Origin of the sequence: Arthrobacter sp. zg-Y844 (assembly GCF_024385465.1) — a bacterium.
Lineage (GTDB): Bacteria > Actinomycetota > Actinomycetes > Actinomycetales > Micrococcaceae > Arthrobacter_B.
Map to the genome: position 1 here is coordinate 710,538 of NZ_JANFLS010000002.1, position 20,177 is coordinate 730,714.

Below are 20,177 nucleotides of genomic sequence, written 5' to 3' on the forward strand. Positions count from 1 at the left end.
TCAAGGTGCTCATGGCTGCTTACTCCTATCACCTGTCCCCCGGCCTCGCACCGGGCCCCGAAAAATTACTCGCTTCGGCACCCCGGAAACTACTTGGTTTTTCTGAACGGCGGGCCGGCGCATGTGCCAAAACTACGTGTTCGCAGAGCCCGGCCGTCCCTAGGCTTTGAATGCCTTGGCCGGGGGCGTGGCCGGGATCCACGGGAGGCCAAGAGGCGAGTCTCGCATTGCACCGCACCAATGCTGAGGAGATCACCGTGAAGAAATCATCACCTGCCCTCGCCGTTCTTGCCGCAACCGCAGCGCTGGGGCTGGCAGCCTCACCTGCGACCGCCGGCGGACGGCACCACCCACCATCACCATCCCCAGTACCTGTTGCCGGGGAAGTCACCACCGTTGCCGAGGGGCTGCTCGGTCCCTTGAGTTTCGCCGTCGGCCGTGGCGGCACCCTCGACGTAGCCCAATCATTCACTACGCTCCTGACCCGCATTACTGACGGCGGAGAACCCGAGGTCCTGGCAACGGCACCCGACGGCTATTCCCCCGGTTCCGTTTCCCGCGACCGCGGAGCTACCTATTACACGGTTGCCACCGGCGCCGGAAGCAACGACCCGGTCGCCAACGTCACCTTGCTGCAGTTCATTGACCGGGACGGCAACATTGAGACCGTCGGGGACATTTCCGCCTACGAATTCGCTGAGAATCCGGACAGCATCAACACTTACGGCTTCGAGGAGGCGCTTCCCGCCGAATGCGCGGCCCAACTGCCGCCTGGTGTTGCCCCTGCTCCCTACACCGGGCTCCCGGACTCCAACCCCGTGGCTTCGCTTCCCGGCAGGTACGGCGGAACCATCGTGGCCGACGCGGGAATGAACGCCCTCATCCAGGTGAACGACGACGGCGGCATCCTGACGGTCGCGGTGCTGCCTCCTGTGCCGCTCACCATTACCGCCGAAACGGCCGCGGGGTTCGGGCTGCCGGCGTGCACGGTGGGACTCACGTACAACCTGGAACCGGTGCCGACCGACGTCGAACGCGGTCCCGACGGCGCCCTGTACGTGACCTCGTTGCCGGGCGGCCCGGAGGGTGGTGCTCCGGGATCCGTGTTCCGGGTCGACCCGGCCACTCTCGCACCGGAACTCGTGGCGACCGGCTTCATCGGGGCCACCGGTCTGGCGGTGAACGACAACGGCGATATCTTCGTGGCGGAGCTGTTCGCTAACCGGATCTCGGTAGTACCGTCCGGATCAGACACTCCGGAGCTGTTTCTGGAGGCCAGCCAACCGGCCGCCCTGGAACTGCGCGGCGACGCGCTGTACGCGTCGGTTGATGTACTGGCCGGACTCCCGGCCGGACCAGGCCCCGAGGCCCCGCCGGTTGCGGAGCCTCCGGCCGACCCGGCTCCTCCAACCGGCGGCAGCATCATCCGGATCGAACTGGACGACAACTGCGCCGGATACCACCATCACCACGGCGGTTCGGATCGGCACTCGGGTGACGGCGTCCGGGAGGACGGGTCCGGGGAATAGCGAAGGATATGCCCGCAGAGGAAAGTCCTTTCCTCCAACCCCTGCGGGACCTAACATGGAGGCGAACGGGAAACGAGCGGGTTTCCCCTGTGAAAGGAGGTGATCCGTGTCTGTATTTGACGAGCTCAAAGGCAGGGCCGGTGAGCTGAAGGAAAAGGCCACCGGATTTGTCGGACAGAATGCCGACAAGATCAAGGGCGGCATCGATCAGGCAGGGAACTTCGTCGACCAGAAGACCGGTCGCAAGTACTCCAGCAAGATCGATGGTTTCCAGAGCAAGGCCTCGGAAGCAGTTGACAAGACCAACCGCAACCGCGAGCCGGGAACCGGCAACGGTCCCGGACAGACGCCTCCGGCCTAACGACCCGAGAGCACGACAAAGAAGCGCCGGTCCCGCCGAGAGGCGGCACCGGCGCTTCCGCCGTTTAAGCGGGTCCTGCTACGACGCTTCGCCCGTCTGGCCCTCGCGGGCCAGTGCGGTCAGGCGCGAAACAGCTCGGAAGTACTTCTTCATGTACCCGCCGGCCATCATTTCCTTGGTGAACAGCTGATCGAACGGCACCCCGCTGGCCAGGATCGGCACGTCCTTGTCGTACAGCCGGTCGGCAAGGACCACAAAGCGCAGCGCCACGGACTGTTCGGTGATGGTCTGCACGTTGTGCCAGGCAACCGCTTCCACCCCGTCGAGCATCTGCCGGTACCGGCTCGGGTGGACCTGGGAAAGGTGGTTGATGAGTTCGGAGAAGTCGTCAACAGCGACGGTCCGGCCGGAGAATTCGGTTTCCATCCGCGCTTCCAGTTCCCCGTCCTGCAGCGGCTGGGGCGACTCGGGCAGACCGCGGTGACGGTAATCCTCACCGTCAATGCGGACGACGTCGAACTGGTCCGCGAGGACCTGGATCTCGCGCTGGAAGTCGACGGCGGCAAAGCGGCCCTCGCCCAGGGAACCCGGCAGGGTGTTGGACGTAGCCGCAAGCTTCACGCCGGCGTCGGCCAGTTCACGCATCAGGCGGGACATCAGCACCGTGTCGCCCGGATCGTCGAGTTCGAATTCGTCAATGCAGACCAGCTTGTAGGCGCTCAGCGCGTCCACGGTCTTGCGGAAGGTGAGCGCACCCACGAGGTTGGTGTACTCCACAAACGTGCCGAAGGCCTTGGGCCCTTCCACGGCATGCCAGAGCGAGGCCAGCAGGTGGGTCTTGCCGACGCCGAATCCGCCGTCCAGGTAGAATCCGGCTTTGCTCTCGGGTTTCCTGCCGCCGAAGAACTTCCGCAGGCCGCTGGGCTCGGGAGTGTCGACGTCGGCTGCGAAGGAACGCATCGCGCCCACGGCTTTGGCCTGGGAGGGCTGCTCCGGATCGGGACGGTAGGAATCAAAGGACACGCTGCCGAACCGGGGCGAGGGGAAGAATCCCTGCAGCAGTTCATCCACCGATACCTGGGGAGTCCGTTCTGTCAGGTGCTCGAGTTGTGCCACTGCGCGCTTTTCCGTCCGTTTGATGCCTGCTTCCGGCACGAAACGTGCCGGTTCTGCGGCGTTCTGCCGCCCTCGCTACGATACGCCAACGCGTTCGGGAATCTGGAACTGCCGCCGGTGGACTGCGGCTGTGTCTGCGGTCCATAGTCGGAGCATGATGCAGCAGCAGGACACGGCGGGCGCTCAACGGTATTCAGGCGAAGAGCGGACCCTGATGGGGCTGGAGTTCGGCACAGCTGGAGCGGCGCTTGGCGGTGGCATCCTCCTGGCCCTTCGCCCCGACGGGGCCTTCCTTCACGCTGACCCGTCCGTGCTGCGGCGGCGGACCCCGTTCCGGGACTGGCGACTTCCGGGCCTTCTCCTTGCCACAGGTTGCGGCGGTGGTTACCTCACCGCCGGGATGCTGCACCTTCGACGCCACCGGGCCGCCCGGCGGGTTTCCATCGCCGCCGGGACCGCCCTGATCGGTCTCGAGGCTTGGGAGATGGCGTTCATTGAGTTTCAGCCGCTGGAGGCGGCGTTCGTGGGTATCGGCGCCGCCGTCGTCGTGCTGGCGCTGCGCCTTCCGCCGGAGACGCCCGCTCCAGGGGCACTAGGTGCTGCAGGTGCACTCCCGGCGGCACATTCCCTGCACCGCAGGCGGCGCCGCAGAGGGCGCCGGTGAAGGCTGGCCTTGCGTCGACCGTAGCGGATGTCCGCCTGCATCCCTGAGGGGATCGGGTCAGAACGGCGGCACCTGTTCCTGCAACGAATCTTCCACGTCTGACTCCTCCCGTCCCTCTCGGGTGGAGTACATACCCGGATTCGGTGCCGTGTCCGGTAAGCCAAATTCCAGGAAAGGTTCCGTGCGGTAGACGCGTCCGGTCGGCGAGGTCCACTCGATGACTCCGGGAGCTGGCTGGCAGGCTTTCCAGTAACCGAGGGTCTTGAACCGGTGGTGGCGTCGGCAGAGGTGCTCCAGGTTTCCGTGGTCCGTGGGTCCGCCCCGAGCCCAGTCGATGGTGTGGTCGATGTCCGCGTTCGCGGTGTTGACCCGGCAGCCGGGGAATCGGCAGGTTCCGTCCCGTGCCCGGAGCCAGCGGCGGAGTCCGGCCGGGACTTTTCGGCGTCGTCCTACGCCCAGGATCTCTCCGGTGTGCGGATTTTGGGCCAGTCCGGTCCATCCGACGGCGTTGCGGGCCAGTCGGCGGGCTTCTTCGGCGCTGATGGGTCCGTAGCCATGCAGCTCGGCGGGCTGCTCGTCGGCGCCGAAGAGGGTTTCGGCGCTGATCAGGACCATTATTTCCGCTCGAGGGACGATTCCCTCGTCCGGTCCTGCGTCTTGGCTCGTCGCGGTTTCGCCCGCTGCCGCATTTCTGTCCGCACTTCCACCGCCCGCCGCTCCAACACGGGCTGAACCGCTACCCGCAACACCGCCAGTCCAGCTAGTCCTGCCGGTCCCGCCTGCACCGTCCTCCACCCTGCCAGTCCCAGCAGCATTCCTGACACGAGCCGTTCCGAACCCTCCCATCAGCAGCTGCGCGAGAATGTCCGCACGCAGCTGATCCGTAGTCCGGGAATCGCCGGCTACCTGCTCACCCCGTGCTGCGGTACTCAAGGTCGTGTAGATCTGCTGGGCTTCTGCGGCCCGCAGATAGGCGGACAGGCAGGACATGCCGTCTTCCTCGCGGTCCAGGGTGACCTTGCGCTGCTCGAACGCGCTCAAATGCCGTTTGCTGATGGTCTCCGGATACCGGTTCTCGCGCAGCCGGCGGGCCTTGGCGGAGAAGCGGGACCGGGTCTGGCCCTCCGCTGCTGCCAGCAGGTCTGCCTCAAATTCCGGTAGCGCCGCGGCTGGAACGTTCACGCATTGTTCCAGCACCACTTGGGCATGCTGGTAGGAAAGGCGCCCCTCTTCCAGTCCGGTCAGGGTTGCCGTGTGGGAAGTGCATAGGCTCGTCGCTTCGTTCAGGAGCCGCTGACCGGTGACCTGCGGAACGTTTAGGACGGCCGCGCATTCGGAAGCTGCGAGGCTGAAAGCCAGCCCCGGTTCGATCCGCTCGGAAGGGGCATACGTGTCGTCCCGGAAGAGTTCCCCCATGCGGTTGATCAGGCGGGCCTCCAGGGCCTGCCCCCAGGAAATCAGGTGCGCCACCCGGGAAAGGGCTTCGCCGACCGTCTGCTCGTCAAAGGCTTCAAGGTTCTGCAGCGCCAGTGTCCCGGTGAAACCGTCCGGGAAACCGCCCGCAGCCTCTCCACCCGGACCCACGTGGTCAGTGCCTTCAGGTTCTGCAGACGCGGTTTCTGCGTCGTCGGGAGTGGAAGTGTCCTCGGTATTTTCGTTCGGGGTGACACCGGGCTTGGAGCTACCGGTCTCCGGAACGGGATGGCCGGCGGCGGCGTTGCCCTTCGGAGTGGCGGCGGTGGAAGTTTCGGCACTCGCCTCGGCAGGCCCGGCAGGCCCGGCAGGCTCGGCAGGCCCGGCAGGCCCGGCAGGCTCGGCAGGCCCGGCAGGCTCGGCTGCCGGTTCAGCCCGGTACACCGTCAGGGTACAGGCCGTGCGGGGCTCATCCGTTTCACCAGCGGTGCCATCCGGCTGCTGGTCTTCACTGCTTGGTTCTTCGGTTGTCCATTCGGTGTTCCCGAGCTGATCCATACCTCAGGATTTCATCCCGCACTGACATTTCCGGACCAAAAACAGACTCAAACGAGCCTCCGCGGAAACCCAAAATACGCGTCTTATTGAGACGACTACGTGCTGGGAAAACCGAGCATTTCGACCTGGCAGCAGGACCACACAGACCCCAACCGAATATGGCCCTCAGGCCCTCCGCCTCGGCTCGATTCGCGGCGCGTCGGAAAGCTGGCGTACCGCACCCGTCCAGGGCAGCAGCACAGCATCCCGCCGGGTGGTGCTGGTGATGTCGGAGGGACCTCAGCGACACCAGCAACCCCAAACCGTGGGACAGCGTGCCGAATGGCTTCACCTCCAAGGTTCGGCGCATGGAAGTTTTAGGCCGCCGTCATCGTTAGGCTAGAAGGAAGCCCAATTGCCGAGGAAAGAAGTTCCGCGTATGTCGATCGCAGCTGACAGCAGCCCCAAGTTCTCCGCCTATGCCCACCCGGAACGCCTGGTCTCCACGCAGTGGCTGGCCGACAACCTGGACGCTGAGAACCTGGTGGTCCTTGAATCCAACGAGGACATCCTGCTGTACGAAACGGGCCACATCCCCGGTGCCCGGAAGATCGACTGGCACACCGACCTCAACGATGCCGATACCCGGGACTTCGTAGACGGTAAGGCCTTCGCCCAGCTGATGGCCCGCAAGGGCATCACCCGGGACTCCACCGTGGTGATCTACGGCGACAAGAGCAACTGGTGGGCCGCCTACGCCCTGTGGGTCTTCACCCTCTTCGGCCACGAGGATGTCCGCCTGCTCGACGGCGGCCGCGACAAGTGGATTGCCGAAGGCCGTCCGGTCACCACCGACAAGGTCTCCGTGGAACCCGCCGAATACCCCGTGGTGGAGCGTGACGACGAGAAGATCCGCGCGTTCCTGCCCGACGTCGTCGGACACCTGGGCAAGGGACCGCTGATCGATGTCCGCTCCCCCGCCGAATACACGGGCGAACGCACCCACATGCCCGATTACATGGATGAGGGCGCCATGAAGGGCGGCCACATTCCCACCGCGAAGTCCGTTCCGTGGAGCAAGGCCGCAGCCGAAGACGGAACCTTCCGCGCCCGCGAGGAACTCGAAGCGCTCTACAAGGACGACGCCGGGCTGAAGGAAGGCGACGACGTCGTGGCCTACTGCCGCATCGGCGAACGTTCCAGCCATACCTGGTTTGTGCTCAAGCACCTGCTCGGCTTCGAGTCCGTGCGTAACTACGACGGGTCCTGGACCGAATGGGGCAACGCCGTGCGCGTTCCGATTGCCCGCGGTGAAGAACCCGGCAACGCCCCCAGCTGAAGCACCAAGTAAGAGAGATTTACTCATGACTGCCACACCCGAAAACGCTGTCCCGGACTCCCTGGCCGAGATCATCGACGACTTCCAGGCCATGGAGGAATCCGACCGCCTGGAGCTGCTGCTGGAATTCTCCCGCAGCCTGCCCGATCTGCCGGCTGAAATCGCCGACCGGCCCGAGCTCCTCGAACAGGTGGTGGAATGCCAGTCGCCGGTGTTCCTCAGCCTGGACGTGGACGACTCCCCCGAGCACCTGGTCTCGCTGTTTTTCAAGGCACCGCGGGAGGCTCCCACCACCCGCGGGTTCGCGAGCGTGCTTTACGAAGGCCTGAACGGTCTTCCGGCCGCGGCCATCCTGGCTGTTCCGGCCGATGTTCCTGACCGTCTGGGCCTCACCCGGGCCATTACCCCGCTGCGCATGCGGGGAATGTCCGCCATGCTGGGACGCATCAAGCGTCGGCTCGCCCAGCACGAAAAACTGGCACAGCAGCCGGCGTAGCCCGTAACCGGCCGGGTTTGCGGCCGCAGGAGCACAGGAGACGCAGCCATGGCAGGGAACCGCGACAAGCATCCGGGTAAGGGCGCGACGCCGGCCACCAAGGTACTGGACGACGCCGGGGTCACGTACACGGTGCACCACTACGAGCACGACGCCGGCGCGCCGTCGTACGGGCTGGAAGCCGCCGAAAAGCTCGGGCTGCCGCCCGAAGCCGTCTACAAAACGCTGATGGTGGATCTGGGCGGGCATCTGGCGGTGGGCATGGTTCCGGTAGCCCTGAACCTGGACCTGAAGAAGTTCGCCGCCCTGATGGGGGCGCGCAAGGCCGTGATGGCGGACCGGCGGGACGCGGAGCGGCGCACCGGCTACGTGGTGGGCGGCATTTCACCGCTGGGGCAGAAACACTCCTCCCCTGCCGGAATCGAATCCCGGGTGGAGCTGCTGGACACCGTGTATGTCTCCGGCGGCCGGCGGGGGCTGCAGATCGGACTCTCACCCTTTGACCTTCTCCGGCTCACGCACGCCATCACGGCCCCCATCGCCGCCGCACCTGCCTAGCGGCGGTTCCGCTCTCCTTTGGAGAGGTGGTGCAGGGCGTAACCGTAGCTCAGCCGGACCCGCTGCGGGTCCTCGTTTAGCCATGCCTCGGCGGTCCCGTTGGGGAATTCCATGCCGATCACGTCGACCAGGTCCTGCGGCTTGTCAAAGGTCCAGCTGCTCATGACCAGGGTCGTGGAGGCACCCTGCTGTGCCCACCAGTCCTTGATGTATTTGCCCTCGCCCTGATGCGCGGATGCGTTGGCCGCCTCCAGCAGGGCCGCAAAGTCGCCGTCGCACTGATCATTGTCGATGACGACCAGTGATCCGCCCGGACGCAGGACCCGCAGGACTTCCGCCAGCCCCGCCGTGCAGTCGCTCTGGGGCGAAGGAAAGAAATAGGCGAACCGGGCATGGACAACATCCACCGAGGCGTCCGGCAGCGGAATGTGTTCAGCCGAGCCGTGCAGGACCTCGGCTCCGCCGATCCTTGACCGGGCGGCCGCGAGCAGCTCCGGATCGGGTTCGACGCCGATGACGGACTTTGCGAGTTCGGCATAGCGCGGCAGCCAGAACCCGGTGCCGCAGCCGAGATCGAGGAGAGTCCGCCCGGCCCAGGGCGCCAGGCCCGCAAGTGCATTCCAGACCACCCCTTCCCGGTCAAAGGCCTCATTCTCCAGCTCATACAGCTCGGGATGTGCACCCTGGTTCCAGGCCGGAAAAAAGTCGTCCAGCGGAGCGGTTCCCTGTTGGTCCTGCATTCTTTGCTCCCCCCGTGAATGTGTCAGTGCGCCTCTAACCTACTCTGTGCCTGCCCTGGCTTTGTGCGGGTCCGGTCCGACGCCGGGCCTGCATTTCCCTGCGGTTTGTGCATTTTCCTGCGCCGCGCCGCGCAGGGATGGTCACAAACCGGAGGGTTCTTCCCAAAGCGCAGGAAAACCACCGGTAGTAATGGCAGGATGAACCAACGCCATCGCCCTGGCGGGCCACACCAGCACCATCATCGGGGGAATCTTGTTGTCAGTCAGCGAAACACACCAGCCAGCCAGCGGCCCGTAGCGACGCTCGGGCAGGCCGCCTGGGCGTCGATGTTCGTCGCCCTGTACATTCTCGCCGCCTCCGGCGCACTGGTAGCGCTCGGACTCTCCGGCGTCGTTGAATTCACCCTCGAGTCGCTTCTCCCCGCCGCCTTCGGCTCCGTCACGGCCGCGGCAATGCTGGCCCTTTACGTCCACCTGTTCCGCCGCAATTCGATGACACCTGCGGACCTCGGGTTTCGCCGGCCCGGGGTGAGAATACTGCACCTGCTGTGGCAGATCCCCGCGGCGATCATCGTGTGCATGCTGGCACAGGGCCTGTTCCTCGGGCTGCTGTCCCTCATCGACTTCGATACGGCCACGGCTCGGTCCACCAGCGACCCGCTGAAGGATCTCGGCGGCCTGTCCACTCCGCTGACCGCCGTCGTCGTGCTTGTCGTAACGGTCCTGACGCCGCTGTGGGAGGAAGTCCTGTTCCGGGGCGCCCTCCTCGACGGGCTCTCGCGGCGCTTCCGGCCCTTCACCGCCGTCGTCCTGTCCGCAGCACTCTTCGCTGTGGTGCACCTGGTCCTGGTGGGATTCGCCTACCTCTTTATGCTGGGCCTTGCGCTGGCACTGCTGCGGCGCTTCCACGGGAACATCTGGGCCCCGATTCTGCTCCACGCCGCAAGCAACGCCCTTGTCACCCTTGTAGTCCTTACCGCGATCTAACTACCCGCTATTCCGCGTCGAGACGGTGCTCCGCCGGATGCCGGGTGCGGCCCAGGGCTTCGTTGAGCCACCCCAGGACCAGGCGCTCCCACCGCTCGGGGTCCACGTTGTATTCCTTGGTATGCCGGGCCTTGGTGAAAGCCTCGAACGTGATGACGTCCGGGTTTTTCTCCGCAAGTTCCGCGGACGGCCCGTACGGCACAAAGTCGTCATCCTTGCTGTGCAGGATGAGGGTGGGGATCCGGATTTCCTCCGCACGGGTCACCCAGTCCATGCTCTTGAGGTCCAGCGGAGCAGCCAGCCCGGTCAGCGCCCGTCCGGCGGCGTTGGAAATCAGCCACTGTCCCAGCCGGCCGGCCTGGGCAGGAATCCGGTTGACGCGGGCATGGTGGGCCAGCACGTCCACCCAGTTGATCACCGGCCCGTCCAGCACCATGGCACGGATGTACCGGCGCAGCGGCGAGCGGTCCGCGGCCTGCAGGCTGATCGCCCCGCCCATGGACCAGCCGAACAGCACCACATCCTGGGCGCCGTGGTCCAGGGCGTAACGGATGGCCGCCTCCACGTCCTGCCACTCGGTCAGGCCCAGCCCGTACCGGCCGTCGGAGGCGTAGGGGGCCTCGCCGTCGTTCCGGTAGGAAATGACCAGGCTGGTGAGCCCGGCTTCGCGGGCGGTACGCAGCGCCCGCAGGCATTCGGTCCGCCGGGCGCCTCGGCCGTGGACCATGATGGCCCACGTGTCGGCACCGGGAGTACGCACCAGCCAGGCCGGCGCCGTTCCGTTTTCCACCGGGATGTCGACTTCCTCCTCGGGAAGCCCGACGGCGGCCGGCGAGGGATAGATGGAACCGCTCCACCAACCGCGGCGCGCCTTGCTTAGGTCGCCGCTGTACACCTCTTCCACGTCCCGCTGCACGGTGCCCTCACGGGGCACATAGGAACGAATGGCTCCGATCCGGGCATGCCCGTTGCCGTTGTCGAAGTACAGGCTGTACGTGCCTTCGACCGTGGTGTCCAGGTTTGCCGGCAGGATGACCTGCCGGCCGTGCTCGCTGTCCATAACGGCCAGGATCTCGAGGTTCGCATCCCGCGTGCGCGCCGGGGTGACCACCTGGCGCGCGAAGTAGATGCCGAGTCCGGAGGCGGCCGCTACGACGGCGGTGGAAGCCGCAGCACCGACGCCGGCGCCGAACGCCGTCCAACGGACCCACGGAACCGAGAGAACCGGGGTGGTGCCGGAGGATGCATCGGAAGGAACGGAGATAGCCATAGAACATTTTTACCGGATGGGTGCCGGGTCCGTGTAACGGCAGGCCGGTGCGGCCTTGGGCGGCCTGCCCGGACAGGCGTACTAGGCTGGTGCGCATGACTTCGACAATTGTGGTGCTGACGGAAGAATCGCTGGGTAGCCGCGACATAGACAACCTGCGTGCCGTTGCAGGAGAGAACCCCGTCCGCTTTGAGGTTCTGGTGCCCGCTGATCCGGGCCGGAACCTGCTGGTGGACGTGCTGGACAACCTCAGCCTGCTGGATTTTGCAGAGGCCTTCCGGAACCTGACCGGCGGCCGCCCGTCCAAGGCCGACGAGGTGAAGGAAGCGGTCACCTCGCTCGCCGACTCCCTGGAACAGCTGCAGGCAGCCGGCCTCGAGGCCACCGGCACGGTCACCGGCGAAGACCCGGTGGCCGCCGTCGTCGAAACCGCCAAGCGCACGCACGCGGACCAGGTTGTAGTGATCACCACGCCGCACGCCGTCGAGGACACCTTCCGCACGGACTGGGCCAATGAGGCGCAGGACCGGCTCGGCGTTCCCGTGCTGCATCTGTACAGCGGCTCGGGATTTATTGGCGACTCTTAAGCGTTGACGCTGACATGACTACCGAAGAGAACACCGGAACCGTCCCGGTACAGAAAACCGACGAGCAGTGGCGCGAGGAACTCACTGAGCAGGAGTACGCCGTGCTGCGCAAGGCCGGCACCGAACGGCCGTACACCGGCGAGTACTGGGACACCAAGACCGCCGGCGTTTACCAGTGCCGTGCCTGCGGCAGCGATCTGTTCACCAGCAGCGAGAAGTTCGATTCACACTGCGGCTGGCCGTCCTTCTTCGCTCCGCTGGCCGAGGGCAAGGTCCGCTACCTGCATGACCGCAGCATGGGCATGGACCGGATTGAAGTCCGCTGCGCCAACTGCGATTCGCACATGGGACACCTGTTCGAAGGCGAAGGTTTCGACACGCCCACCGACCAGCGGTTCTGCATCAACTCCGTCTCCGTGAAGCTGGTGCCCGCCGCCGACACCGCGGAATAGGGAGCCATGGAGCACGGAGTCTTCCCCGGGGAAACGGTTGCCGGGCCCGACCTCCCGGACGAGGTCATCGACCGGTACCGGGAGCTGAGCGCGGACATCGCGTCCGGCGTCGGCGTGGTGTCCACCCGCCTTCGCGGACGCGACTACGCGGCGACCGTCAGCGGGTTCCTCTCCGTCTCCTACGATCCGCCCACCCTCCTCGTGAGCCTGTACGCCGAGGCACGCATTGCCGAGGCAGTGATCGACGCCGGCAGCTGGGCCCTGAGCCTGCTGCCGGCTCGGCTGCGGGGCACTGCCAACTGGCTTGCCAGTCCCGGCTCGCCCCTCGAAGGGCTGTTGAACCAGGTGAACTACGGCCGGGCGCCGGAAACCGGTGCCGCCGTCATCGAGGACTCCATCGCCTGGTTCGAGGTCCGCACCACGCAGGTGACGACGGCGGCCACCCACCAGCTGATCGTGGGCGAGGTGGTGTCCATGGGCCGGCGCGCGGGGGCCGACGACGAGGCCGACCCGCTGCTGCACTTTGCCTCCGCCTACGCCCGGCTGGCCCGCTGACCTTTCGTTCCTTCCGCTGCGGCCGCCCGACCCGGTCGAACCATTGTTTCCCTCCCGTGCCCCACGTAACGTCGATGAACGGGGGAACGTTTCGCAGCCGGATGGACGCTGCGGATCCACCGGGCCTGAGGAGATGCAAATGGGCACAGACCAGTACCATGAGCCGCCTTCCGAACTTCCCGCAGAGACGCGGACCTTTGCGCGCATGTGCGCCAGCCTGGCGGAGGAAGCCGAAGCCATCGGCTGGTATGTCCAGCGGATGGCCGTGGAGCCCGACGCCGAGTCGCGGGCCATCATGCTTGATTCGCTCGGTGAGGAGTTCAAGCACTTCAGCATGGAACTTGAATTCCTGCTGCGCCGCACTCCCCTCTGGCGGGAAATCGCCCGCGGCATCCTCTTCACGGACGGCGACATAGTCCGGCACGGCGAGGCCTCGGAAGCCGAAGCCACCGGAGACTAGCTTGCAGGAACCCGCAACCGCCCCTCCGCTCAGGGAGATGCCGCATGGCACGCAACAGCTTGCTGGACCGTTTCCGACCCGTCGGCGCGCCAGGACCGGCCGGTCCTGCCGGCGTCCCGGCTACTGACGACGAAGGCACAGCCGCCGAGCTTATCCCCGTCTTCGAAGCACTTGACGCAACGATCGCCGAGGGCAGCGAGGAGACCGGATCCGCCGGTGCGCAGGCACAGCAGACGGTCGCTGCTGCCCGGCGCCAGGCCGCTGCCCTGGTGGAACAGGCCCGGTTGGACAGCGGTGCCGTGCGCGCCGAAGCCGCAGCGCGGGTCTCCGCCGAAGCCGCAAGCGAAAATGAACACCTGCTCGACGAAGCCCGGGAAGAGGCACAGCGACTCCGCAGCCACGGCGAATCGCGGGTGCCGGAACTCGCCTCCGCCATTGTGGCGGACCTGGTGCAGGACCTGCTGGGCCGCGGAACGGACACCGGCTGATGCGAGCGGACTGGGTGGCGGCCACCGTACGGGCACGGTCCATGGCGCAGCGGCGGGTAGGCGCCGGCACCTGCCGGGAACTCTCCGCGCTGCCGGACCTCCCGGCAGCCGTCGAGGCCTTGGAAGGATCGGTGTACGCCGATCAACTGACCGGCGCCCGAACACTTGGAGCCGCGCAGCAGGCCACCCGGCGTACCGTGCTCTGGCAGCTGCGTGTCCTGGCGGGCTGGCTGCCGGCCGGCCAGGACACGCAGCTGGTCCGGGCTGCCGCCGCACGGTACGAGGCGGACAACATCGTTGCCCTGGCCGCCGCACTGCGGCGGAACGTCGACAGCGGGACGGACCCGGAACCAGCGTCTGATTCCGCACCCGTGTTCGACCTGGGCGGGCTGGCCACGGCCTGGCCGCGGCTGCAGACCGCCGACTCCCCCGAGACGCTGCAGGCCATGCTGGCCGCGTCGCCCTGGGGCGACCCCGGGTCCGCCGTGTCCCTGCCGGATATGCTCACCGCCGTCTGGCTGCGCCGGCTGGCCTCGGCCGCCCCTGCAACACGCCCGTGGGCCGTTGCCGGTGCCGTGCTGCTGGCCGCCCGCCTGCTGCTGGTGACCCGAACCGGAACCACGGACCGGCTGGTATCCCTGCTCCGTCCGCTGATCGGCACCGGATGGACCGAAGCTGCGTCGCTGTCGGAACTGACAGCGGCACTGAGCCCGGCGGCCGGACAGGCCCTGGCCGAGGTGCAGGAACCGCACGAGCTGTGGCGGGCAGAGGCCCGTCTCGCCGCGCAGGTCGAAGCCGACGGTTTCGGCCTGCTGCGGGCCGGGCTGCCCGGCCCGGACGTCGTTGTCGGGGCCATGGCGGTCCTGGCCGCTGATGCCTGGCGGGTCCGGGCCGCCCTGGCCGCCGCCGCGACCGGCACCGGGAGAAGCGAGGTGCTCGATGCCGTGGCGTGAAACCCTCAGTCCGGTTCGGATGGAACGCATTGCCCTGGTCTGGCCCTTGGACGCCGGCCGTCCCGTGCTGACCGAGGTTGCGGGCAGCGCCGCCGTCGAACTGGATCTTCCCTACGAGCCCGGTGACGGACCCGACGAGCTGGAGCGCGCTGAAGACGCCGCCGTCGTGCACGGTCCCGTGGCCGCACTGGTTGGCTGGTCCCCCACCCGGCAGCTGCCGGAACTCCGGAAGGCCCTGGAACCGCACGGCGCCTCGGCGGTTCCCCTGCGCCGGCCGCACGGCGTGCAGCCACCCACCCAGCTGACCGGCGAGGAACGACGCCGGCCCCGGCTGTCACGGCTGCTGGTGGACACCTACACCACGGTCCCCTATGCGGACCTGGACCCTGCACGGATAGCCGCCGTGGCGTACGTGGTGATGTTCGGCATGATGTTCGGCGACGCCGGGCAGGGGGCGCTGCTGGTGATTGCCGGGCTGCTGGTCCGGTTCCTTCGCGTGCCCTGGCTGGACCGCTACCGCCGGACGTGGCTGTTCATTACCGGCGCGGGTGCCGCTGCGGTGTTTTTCGGGTTCCTCTACGGGGAGTTCTTCGGTCCCACCCATGTGCTGCCGGTGCTGTGGCTGGAACCGCTCGAAGAACCCATCCCGTTGATCGTCGCCGCCCTGGTGCTGGGCGCCGTCCTGCTGGCCGGGTCCTACGCGCTGGGGACCATCAACCGGGTCCGCGAGGGCGGCTGGGCGTATGCCCTCTACGCCCGCTCGGGGTTGGCCGGCGCGTTGCTGTTCGCGGCAATCGGGCTGGTGGCCTGGGGGCTGCTGGCCGGCAGCGCAGTAATCCTGGTGGCCGCCGGAACCGCAGCACTGATCGCACTGGTGCTCATCTTCATCGGTTTGTTCGTGGAATCCGGCGGCGGGCCCACCGGCGGGCTGCAGGCCACCGTGGAGCTGGTGGACACAGTGGTTCAGCTGGCTTCCAACTTGGTGTCCTTTACCCGGCTGGCCGCGTTCGGCCTCACCCATGCCGCCCTGATGATGGTGGTCTGGCAGGCAACCACGGCCATCTGGGAACCGGGCTGGAGGATCATTCCCGCCATCCTGATGTTCGTCCTGGGCAACGTGCTCACCTTCGCCCTGGAAGGCCTCGTTGCCGGAATCCAGGCCCTGCGGCTGGAGTACTACGAGCTTTTCTCCCGCGTCTTCACCGAGGAGGGACGCCCGTTCCGCCCCTGGACCCCCGATCTTGGCGCCGCCCCTGCCCCCGCCCCTGCTGAAAGGCCTCTGCCGTGAATCCCTGGTTTGCCGTCCTTCCACTGGCCCTGTTCCTTACCGTCCTGCTGGCCGGGGGCGCCCTGGCCCTGATGCGCCGCCGCCGCCGGGCGGGGATCCGCGCGCTGCTCGGGTTGAACGGCGTCCTGATGGCCGGAGCACTGGCCCTGCTGGTCTCCGCCCTGAACGCGGCACCGGCCACGGCGGGCGACGGCGGAGCCGCCGCCACCGCTGTCGCTGCAGCGACCGACGGCAGCGACAGCAGCGGTGCGGCCCTGATCGGCGCCGCCATAGCCGTCGCCGGGTCCTCCATCGGTGCGGCCATCGCCGTGGCCTACACCGGATCGGCTGCCCTGGCGGCAATGAGTGAGCGGCCGGAAATCTTCGGACGCGCCATGGTGGTGGTCGGGCTGGCGGAAGGCATCGCGATTTACGGGCTGATCATTTCCATCATCCTCATTGGCCAGGCATGAGCCGCCGGGAAGGAAGTGTTGCAGCGGTGGGCAACCCTGCCCTGCTGGAGGGGTACCGGCTGGCAGGGGCCGTGCTCTACCCGGCCGCGGGAGCAGCCGATGTGCGGGCGGTCTGGGCCAACCTTCCCGACTCGGTGTGCGTTGTCCTGCTCACGCCCGACGCCGCCGCGGAGCTGGGCATCGAACTGGCCGATCCGGCGTCGCCCCTCACCGCGGTGCTGCCTTCATGACCCGGCTGCCGCAGGGCGCCGAGGCAGCCCTTGACCCGGTGCGCCAGGCACTGCGCCGAAACGCCGGGACGGAAGCCGCCCGGCTGGATGCCGAGGCCAGGCAGCAGGCCGCGGATCTGCTCGGCCGGGCGCAGGCGGAGGCGGACGCCATCCACCTAACGGCGCAGCGCGAGGGGGCCGAGGCCGCCAGGGCCGACGCCGCTGCATCCTCCGCACGCGCCCGCAGGCAGGCACGCCGGACAGTGCTGGCCGAACAGGAACACCTGCGGTCGCTGCTGGCCGAGCAGGTGCAGGAGCAGGTGCATGAAGTCCGGAGGGACCCGCGCTACCCGCAGATCCTGCGGCGGCTGACCGCGCAGGCGGACCGCGTCCTCGGCCCCATGGCATCCGTGACCGAAAGCTACAAGGGCGGCGTCATCGGAACAGCCGGTTCGCGGCGGCTGGACCTGTCGCTGCCCACCCTGGCCGACCAGGCGCTGGAGGACCATGCCGGGGAGGTGCGGCGGTTATGGGACGACGCGTGAGGACTTCGGGCCCGGCTGAATCAGCAGGCGGCGGCCGGATCACCCGGGTGAGCGGACCGCTCGTGGAAATCAGCGGCCTGCCGGGATTGTCCATGCTTGAGGTGGTCAACATCGGTCCGGACGGCATTGCCGCGCAGGCGGTCGCCATCAACGGCGACGAAGCCACCCTGCAGGCGTATGAGTACACCGGCGGATTGAAGGCCGGCGACCGCGCCGAGCGGACCGGCCATCAGCTGGCCGGACTGCTGGGGCCGGGGCTGCTGGGCACGGTCTTCGACGGGCTGCTGCGACCCCTGTCCTCCGCTCCCCTGTGGCTCACGCAGGAGCGGCAGAGTTCGGCCGAAGACCCGGCAGTGCTGGAGACCCGATGGGAGTTCGCGCCGACGGTAGCCGTCGGCGACGTGGTGCGGGCCGGCCAGGTGCTGGGTACCGTCCCCGGAGTGGGGACGATCGAGTTCCGCGTGCTGGCACCGCCGTCGGTCTCCGGGGAGGTGACCTGGCTGGCCGAGGGCAAGGTCCGGCCGTTGGATCCCGTGGCCCGGATCGGCGGCGTGGAAGTGCCACTGGCGCAGCGCTGGCCGGTACACAGCCCCCGGCCGTTCGGCGAGCGCATCACCGATGTGGTTCCGCTGCAGACCGGGCAGCGGGTCCTGGACCTGCTCTTCCCGGTTCCCCGCGGCGCGGCAGCCGCGGTACCCGGCGGCTTCGGCACCGGCAAGACCCTCACCCTGCAGCAGATCGCCAAGTGGTCGGACGCGGATGTGATTGTCTATGTGGGCTGCGGCGAGCGCGGCAACGAGATGGCCGACGTCCTGGAAGGGCTCTCCGGGCTGGACGATCCCCGCACCGGCGGGAAGCTGATTGACCGGACCGTCATCATCGCCAATACCTCCAACATGCCCATGATGGCCCGGGAAGCGTCCATCGCCACCGGCGTCACCGTGGCGGAGTTCTTCCGGGACATGGGTTACGACGCCGTCGTGATTGCCGACTCCACCTCCCGCTGGGCCGAGGCGCTGCGCGAGTTCGCCAACCGCAACGGCGACCTCCCCGCCGAGGAAGGCTATCCGGCTTCCCTCGCCAGCGAACTCGCGGCGTTCTACGAACGCGCCGCCCGGGTCCGCACGTTGGGCGGTGCGACGGCGTCGGTCACCGTGATCGGGGCGGTCTCCCCTCCGGGCGGGGACATGAGCGAACCGGTAACCACCGGCACCCAGCGCTTTGTCCGCTCCCTGTGGCTGCTGGACCGGGACCTCGCCTACTCCCGGCATTACCCTGCCGTCAGCTGGCGCGGTTCCTTCTCCCGGGATGCGGAGTCGCTGGGCCGCTGGTACTCCGCCCACGGGGATCCGCAGTGGGCACAGCGCCGAGCCTCCGCCTCCCTGCTCCTCTCGGAAGCTGACCGGCTGACCGCCCTGGCGGAAATCATCGGCGCCTCCTCCCTCCCCGGGCATGAGCAGATGGTCCTCCTGGGCGGGCGGCTGATCCGCGACGGGGTGCTGCTGCAGAATGCGCTCAGCCCCAATGACGGCTACAGCTCCGCCGACAAGGGTGCCGCCCTGCTGCAGGCGGTCCTGGATGTGGTGAACACCTGCCAAACCCTGGTGGCCCGCGGGGTGCCGCCGGCCGACGTCGACCGCTATGACTTCTCCCCCATCCTGCGCCTGCGCGAGGACACCGGGCCCACCGACGCCGCCGGGGTGCAGGAGCGCGGCCGGGCCTTCGTGCGGCAGCTTACCGAGACACTGGACCAGCCATCGACGGGAGATGCCCATGGCTAGCGGCAACCGAGCACGGGTGGGACACAGCGATGTGCGTGAACTGCGCGGACCCCTGCTGGTTCTGGGCGACACGGAGGGTGTGGGCTGGGACGAGTTCGCCACCGTCGACGTCGACGGCGGTCCCCAGCGGCACGGGCTGGTGCTGGAGATAGACGGCGACGAGACCACCCTGCAGGTGCTCGAAGGCACCGAGGGCATGGCACTGGGCGGAGTGGAGGTCCGGTTCCAGGGCCGGCCGCTGGCGGTGCCGGTGGGTACCGGCTGGCTCGGCCGGGTGTGCAACGGGCGGGGAGAGCCGCTCGACGGCGGCCCGCCGGTCACCGCGGAGCACACCTCCCCGGTGAGCGGCTGGCCGCTGAACCCGGTCTACCGGGAACCGCCGCAGGACCCGGTGATCACCGGCATCTCCGTGGTGGACGCCCTCACCACCCTGGTCCGCGGACAAAAGCTGCCGATCTTCTCCATCCCCGGGCTGCCGCACCTGACCCTGGCCACGCAGATCGCCGCCCAGGCGACCGCATCCTCCGGGCGGGCCTTCCGGGTGGTGTTCGCGGCCATGGGCATGACGCATGCCGATATCGCCTATATCCGCGACCGGCTGGAGGAACGCTCCGCCGCCGGCGAGCTGGTCCTGCTGCTGAACGCGGCCGATGATCCGGTGATTGAACGCATCCTGACCCCGCGCATCGCCCTGACCATCGCGGAGTCCCTGGCCTACGACGACGGTTCCGACGTGCTGGTGGTGATGTCGGATATGACCAGCTACGCCGAGGCGGTGCGCGAAGTGTCCGCGGCCCGCCGGGAAATCCCGGCCCGGCGCGGCTACCCGGGTTATCTCTACAGTGACCTGGCCACCCTGTACGAACGCTGCGGACGCGTCCGGGGCCGGGAGGGATCGGTAACCATTGTGCCGGTGCTGACCATGCCCGCCGGGGACATCACCCACCCGGTGCCGGACCTCACCGGCTACATTACCGAGGGGCAGGTGGTGCTCGACGGCGACATCGACGCCCGCGGCATCTATCCCCCGGTGGATGTGCTCTCCTCCCTGTCACGACTGATGCGCAGCGGTGCCGGGCGGGGACGCACCCGGGAGGACCACCTCGACGTCGCCGCGCAGATCCTGTCCGCCATGGCCCGCGCCCGGTCCGCAGCGGAACTGGCCGAACTGGTGGGGGCCGCCGCGCTGAGCGAAACCGACAAGGCCTACATCGAGTTCCGCACAGTGGTGGAGAAGGAACTGCTCAACCAGGGGCGGGACGAACTGCGCACACTGGAACAGACGCTGGACCTTGCCTGGCAGGCACTGTCCCTGCTGCCGCGGCGGGAACTGACCATGCTGTCCGCCGAGTTCCTGGACCGGTACCTGCCCGGGACGGGCGCGGACGTGCCGTGAG

At 67.8% G+C, this 20,177-nt stretch carries 23 protein-coding genes; 19 read left to right on the plus strand and 4 right to left on the minus strand.

The features are described 5' to 3' along the window. Nucleotides 1–257: 257 nt before the first annotated feature. Together NNX35_RS10185 and NNX35_RS10190 are read left to right on the plus strand one after the other, a co-directional pair. Nucleotides 258–1,529 carry a ScyD/ScyE family protein gene (locus NNX35_RS10185; protein WP_255867685.1) on the plus strand — a complete coding sequence of 424 codons (1,272 nt, stop codon included), beginning with the start codon at nt 258–260 and terminating at the stop codon, nt 1,527–1,529. Nucleotides 1,530–1,635: 106 nt separating this feature from the next. Then, on the plus strand, nt 1,636–1,890 hold the full coding sequence (locus tag NNX35_RS10190) for an antitoxin (protein ID WP_229952144.1): 255 nt from the start codon (nt 1,636–1,638) through the stop codon (nt 1,888–1,890). A gap of 78 nt (nt 1,891–1,968) precedes the next feature. Here NNX35_RS10190 and zapE read toward each other — a convergent pair whose 3' ends face one another. Next, nucleotides 1,969–3,006: a cell division protein ZapE gene (gene zapE, locus NNX35_RS10195; protein WP_255863180.1), complete on the minus strand. Its 1,038-nt coding sequence runs from the start codon at nt 3,004–3,006 to the stop codon at nt 1,969–1,971. 154 nt (nt 3,007–3,160) lie between these two features. On the opposite strand from zapE, the gene NNX35_RS10200 reads away from it, so the two are divergent. Beyond that, nucleotides 3,161–3,670: a hypothetical protein gene (locus NNX35_RS10200; protein WP_255867686.1), complete on the plus strand. Its 510-nt coding sequence runs from the start codon at nt 3,161–3,163 to the stop codon at nt 3,668–3,670. Nucleotides 3,671–3,727: 57 nt separating this feature from the next. Here NNX35_RS10200 and NNX35_RS10205 read toward each other — a convergent pair whose 3' ends face one another. Beyond that, the gene (locus tag NNX35_RS10205) at nt 3,728–5,641 is read right to left on the minus strand and encodes a DUF222 domain-containing protein (RefSeq protein ID WP_255867687.1); all 1,914 of its coding nucleotides are present in this window, start codon (nt 5,639–5,641) and stop codon (nt 3,728–3,730) included. A gap of 418 nt (nt 5,642–6,059) precedes the next feature. On the opposite strand from NNX35_RS10205, the gene NNX35_RS10210 reads away from it, so the two are divergent. The 3 genes from NNX35_RS10210 to ybaK are packed head-to-tail and all read left to right on the plus strand — an operon-like array spanning nt 6,060 to nt 8,013. Further along, nucleotides 6,060–6,959, plus strand: a complete 900-nt coding sequence (locus NNX35_RS10210; protein ID WP_255863183.1) for a sulfurtransferase — start codon at nt 6,060–6,062, stop codon at nt 6,957–6,959. Nucleotides 6,960–6,984: 25 nt separating this feature from the next. Next, nucleotides 6,985–7,455 (plus strand): SufE family protein, encoded by a 471-nt coding sequence (locus tag NNX35_RS10215; protein WP_255765943.1) that lies wholly within the window; start codon nt 6,985–6,987, stop codon nt 7,453–7,455. Between the two features lie 48 nt (nt 7,456–7,503). Beyond that, nucleotides 7,504–8,013, plus strand: coding sequence for a Cys-tRNA(Pro) deacylase (gene ybaK, locus NNX35_RS10220; RefSeq protein WP_255867688.1), 510 nt, complete (start codon nt 7,504–7,506; stop codon nt 8,011–8,013). Here the strand turns inward: ybaK and NNX35_RS10225 are convergent. Beyond that, nucleotides 8,010–8,753 carry a class I SAM-dependent methyltransferase gene (locus NNX35_RS10225; RefSeq protein ID WP_255867689.1) on the minus strand — a complete coding sequence of 248 codons (744 nt, stop codon included), beginning with the start codon at nt 8,751–8,753 and terminating at the stop codon, nt 8,010–8,012. The two genes, ybaK and NNX35_RS10225, sit on opposite strands and share 4 nt — an antisense overlap. Before the next feature lie 327 nt (nt 8,754–9,080). Between NNX35_RS10225 and NNX35_RS10230 the strand changes: the two genes are divergently transcribed. Then, nucleotides 9,081–9,740, plus strand: coding sequence for a CPBP family intramembrane glutamic endopeptidase (locus tag NNX35_RS10230; RefSeq protein WP_255867690.1), 660 nt, complete (start codon nt 9,081–9,083; stop codon nt 9,738–9,740). Between the two features lie 7 nt (nt 9,741–9,747). On the opposite strand, the gene NNX35_RS10235 is transcribed toward NNX35_RS10230, so the two are convergent. Further along, nucleotides 9,748–11,010, minus strand: coding sequence for a S9 family peptidase (locus tag NNX35_RS10235; protein WP_255863186.1), 1,263 nt, complete (start codon nt 11,008–11,010; stop codon nt 9,748–9,750). 95 nt (nt 11,011–11,105) lie between these two features. On the opposite strand from NNX35_RS10235, the gene NNX35_RS10240 reads away from it, so the two are divergent. The 12 genes from NNX35_RS10240 (at nt 11,106) to NNX35_RS10295 (ending at nt 20,176) form a co-directional block, all read left to right on the plus strand. Then, nucleotides 11,106–11,597, plus strand: coding sequence for a hypothetical protein (locus NNX35_RS10240; RefSeq protein ID WP_255863187.1), 492 nt, complete (start codon nt 11,106–11,108; stop codon nt 11,595–11,597). A 14-nt stretch (nt 11,598–11,611) separates the two neighbouring features. After that, on the plus strand, nt 11,612–12,049 hold the full coding sequence (msrB, locus tag NNX35_RS10245) for a peptide-methionine (R)-S-oxide reductase MsrB (RefSeq protein WP_255765936.1): 438 nt from the start codon (nt 11,612–11,614) through the stop codon (nt 12,047–12,049). A gap of 6 nt (nt 12,050–12,055) precedes the next feature. Further along, the gene (locus NNX35_RS10250) at nt 12,056–12,604 is read left to right on the plus strand and encodes a flavin reductase family protein (RefSeq protein ID WP_255765934.1); all 549 of its coding nucleotides are present in this window, start codon (nt 12,056–12,058) and stop codon (nt 12,602–12,604) included. Nucleotides 12,605–12,743: 139 nt separating this feature from the next. Beyond that, nucleotides 12,744–13,064, plus strand: coding sequence for a hypothetical protein (locus NNX35_RS10255; protein ID WP_255765933.1), 321 nt, complete (start codon nt 12,744–12,746; stop codon nt 13,062–13,064). A 44-nt stretch (nt 13,065–13,108) separates the two neighbouring features. Then, entirely contained in the window at nt 13,109–13,552 is a 444-nt protein-coding gene (locus NNX35_RS10260) for a hypothetical protein (protein ID WP_255867691.1), read from the plus strand. Next, nucleotides 13,552–14,505, plus strand: coding sequence for a hypothetical protein (locus NNX35_RS10265; protein WP_255867692.1), 954 nt, complete (start codon nt 13,552–13,554; stop codon nt 14,503–14,505). The genes NNX35_RS10260 and NNX35_RS10265 overlap by 1 nt, the downstream gene beginning before the upstream one ends. After that, nucleotides 14,492–15,793 (plus strand): V-type ATPase 116kDa subunit family protein, encoded by a 1,302-nt coding sequence (locus tag NNX35_RS10270; RefSeq protein WP_255867693.1) that lies wholly within the window; start codon nt 14,492–14,494, stop codon nt 15,791–15,793. The genes NNX35_RS10265 and NNX35_RS10270 overlap by 14 nt, the downstream gene beginning before the upstream one ends. Continuing rightward, nucleotides 15,790–16,245, plus strand: coding sequence for an ATP synthase subunit C (locus NNX35_RS10275; protein ID WP_255765929.1), 456 nt, complete (start codon nt 15,790–15,792; stop codon nt 16,243–16,245). The genes NNX35_RS10270 and NNX35_RS10275 overlap by 4 nt, the downstream gene beginning before the upstream one ends. A 26-nt stretch (nt 16,246–16,271) precedes the next feature. Continuing rightward, nucleotides 16,272–16,475, plus strand: coding sequence for a hypothetical protein (locus tag NNX35_RS10280; protein WP_255863192.1), 204 nt, complete (start codon nt 16,272–16,274; stop codon nt 16,473–16,475). Continuing rightward, nucleotides 16,472–16,999, plus strand: coding sequence for a hypothetical protein (locus NNX35_RS10285; RefSeq protein WP_255863193.1), 528 nt, complete (start codon nt 16,472–16,474; stop codon nt 16,997–16,999). Before NNX35_RS10280 ends, NNX35_RS10285 begins: the two co-directional genes overlap by 4 nt. Further along, on the plus strand, nt 16,996–18,780 hold the full coding sequence (locus NNX35_RS10290; RefSeq protein WP_255867694.1) for a V-type ATP synthase subunit A: 1,785 nt from the start codon (nt 16,996–16,998) through the stop codon (nt 18,778–18,780). The genes NNX35_RS10285 and NNX35_RS10290 overlap by 4 nt, the downstream gene beginning before the upstream one ends. After that, nucleotides 18,773–20,176: a V-type ATP synthase subunit B gene (locus NNX35_RS10295; protein ID WP_255863194.1), complete on the plus strand. Its 1,404-nt coding sequence runs from the start codon at nt 18,773–18,775 to the stop codon at nt 20,174–20,176. Before NNX35_RS10290 ends, NNX35_RS10295 begins: the two co-directional genes overlap by 8 nt. Nucleotide 20,177: the final 1 nt, after the last annotated feature.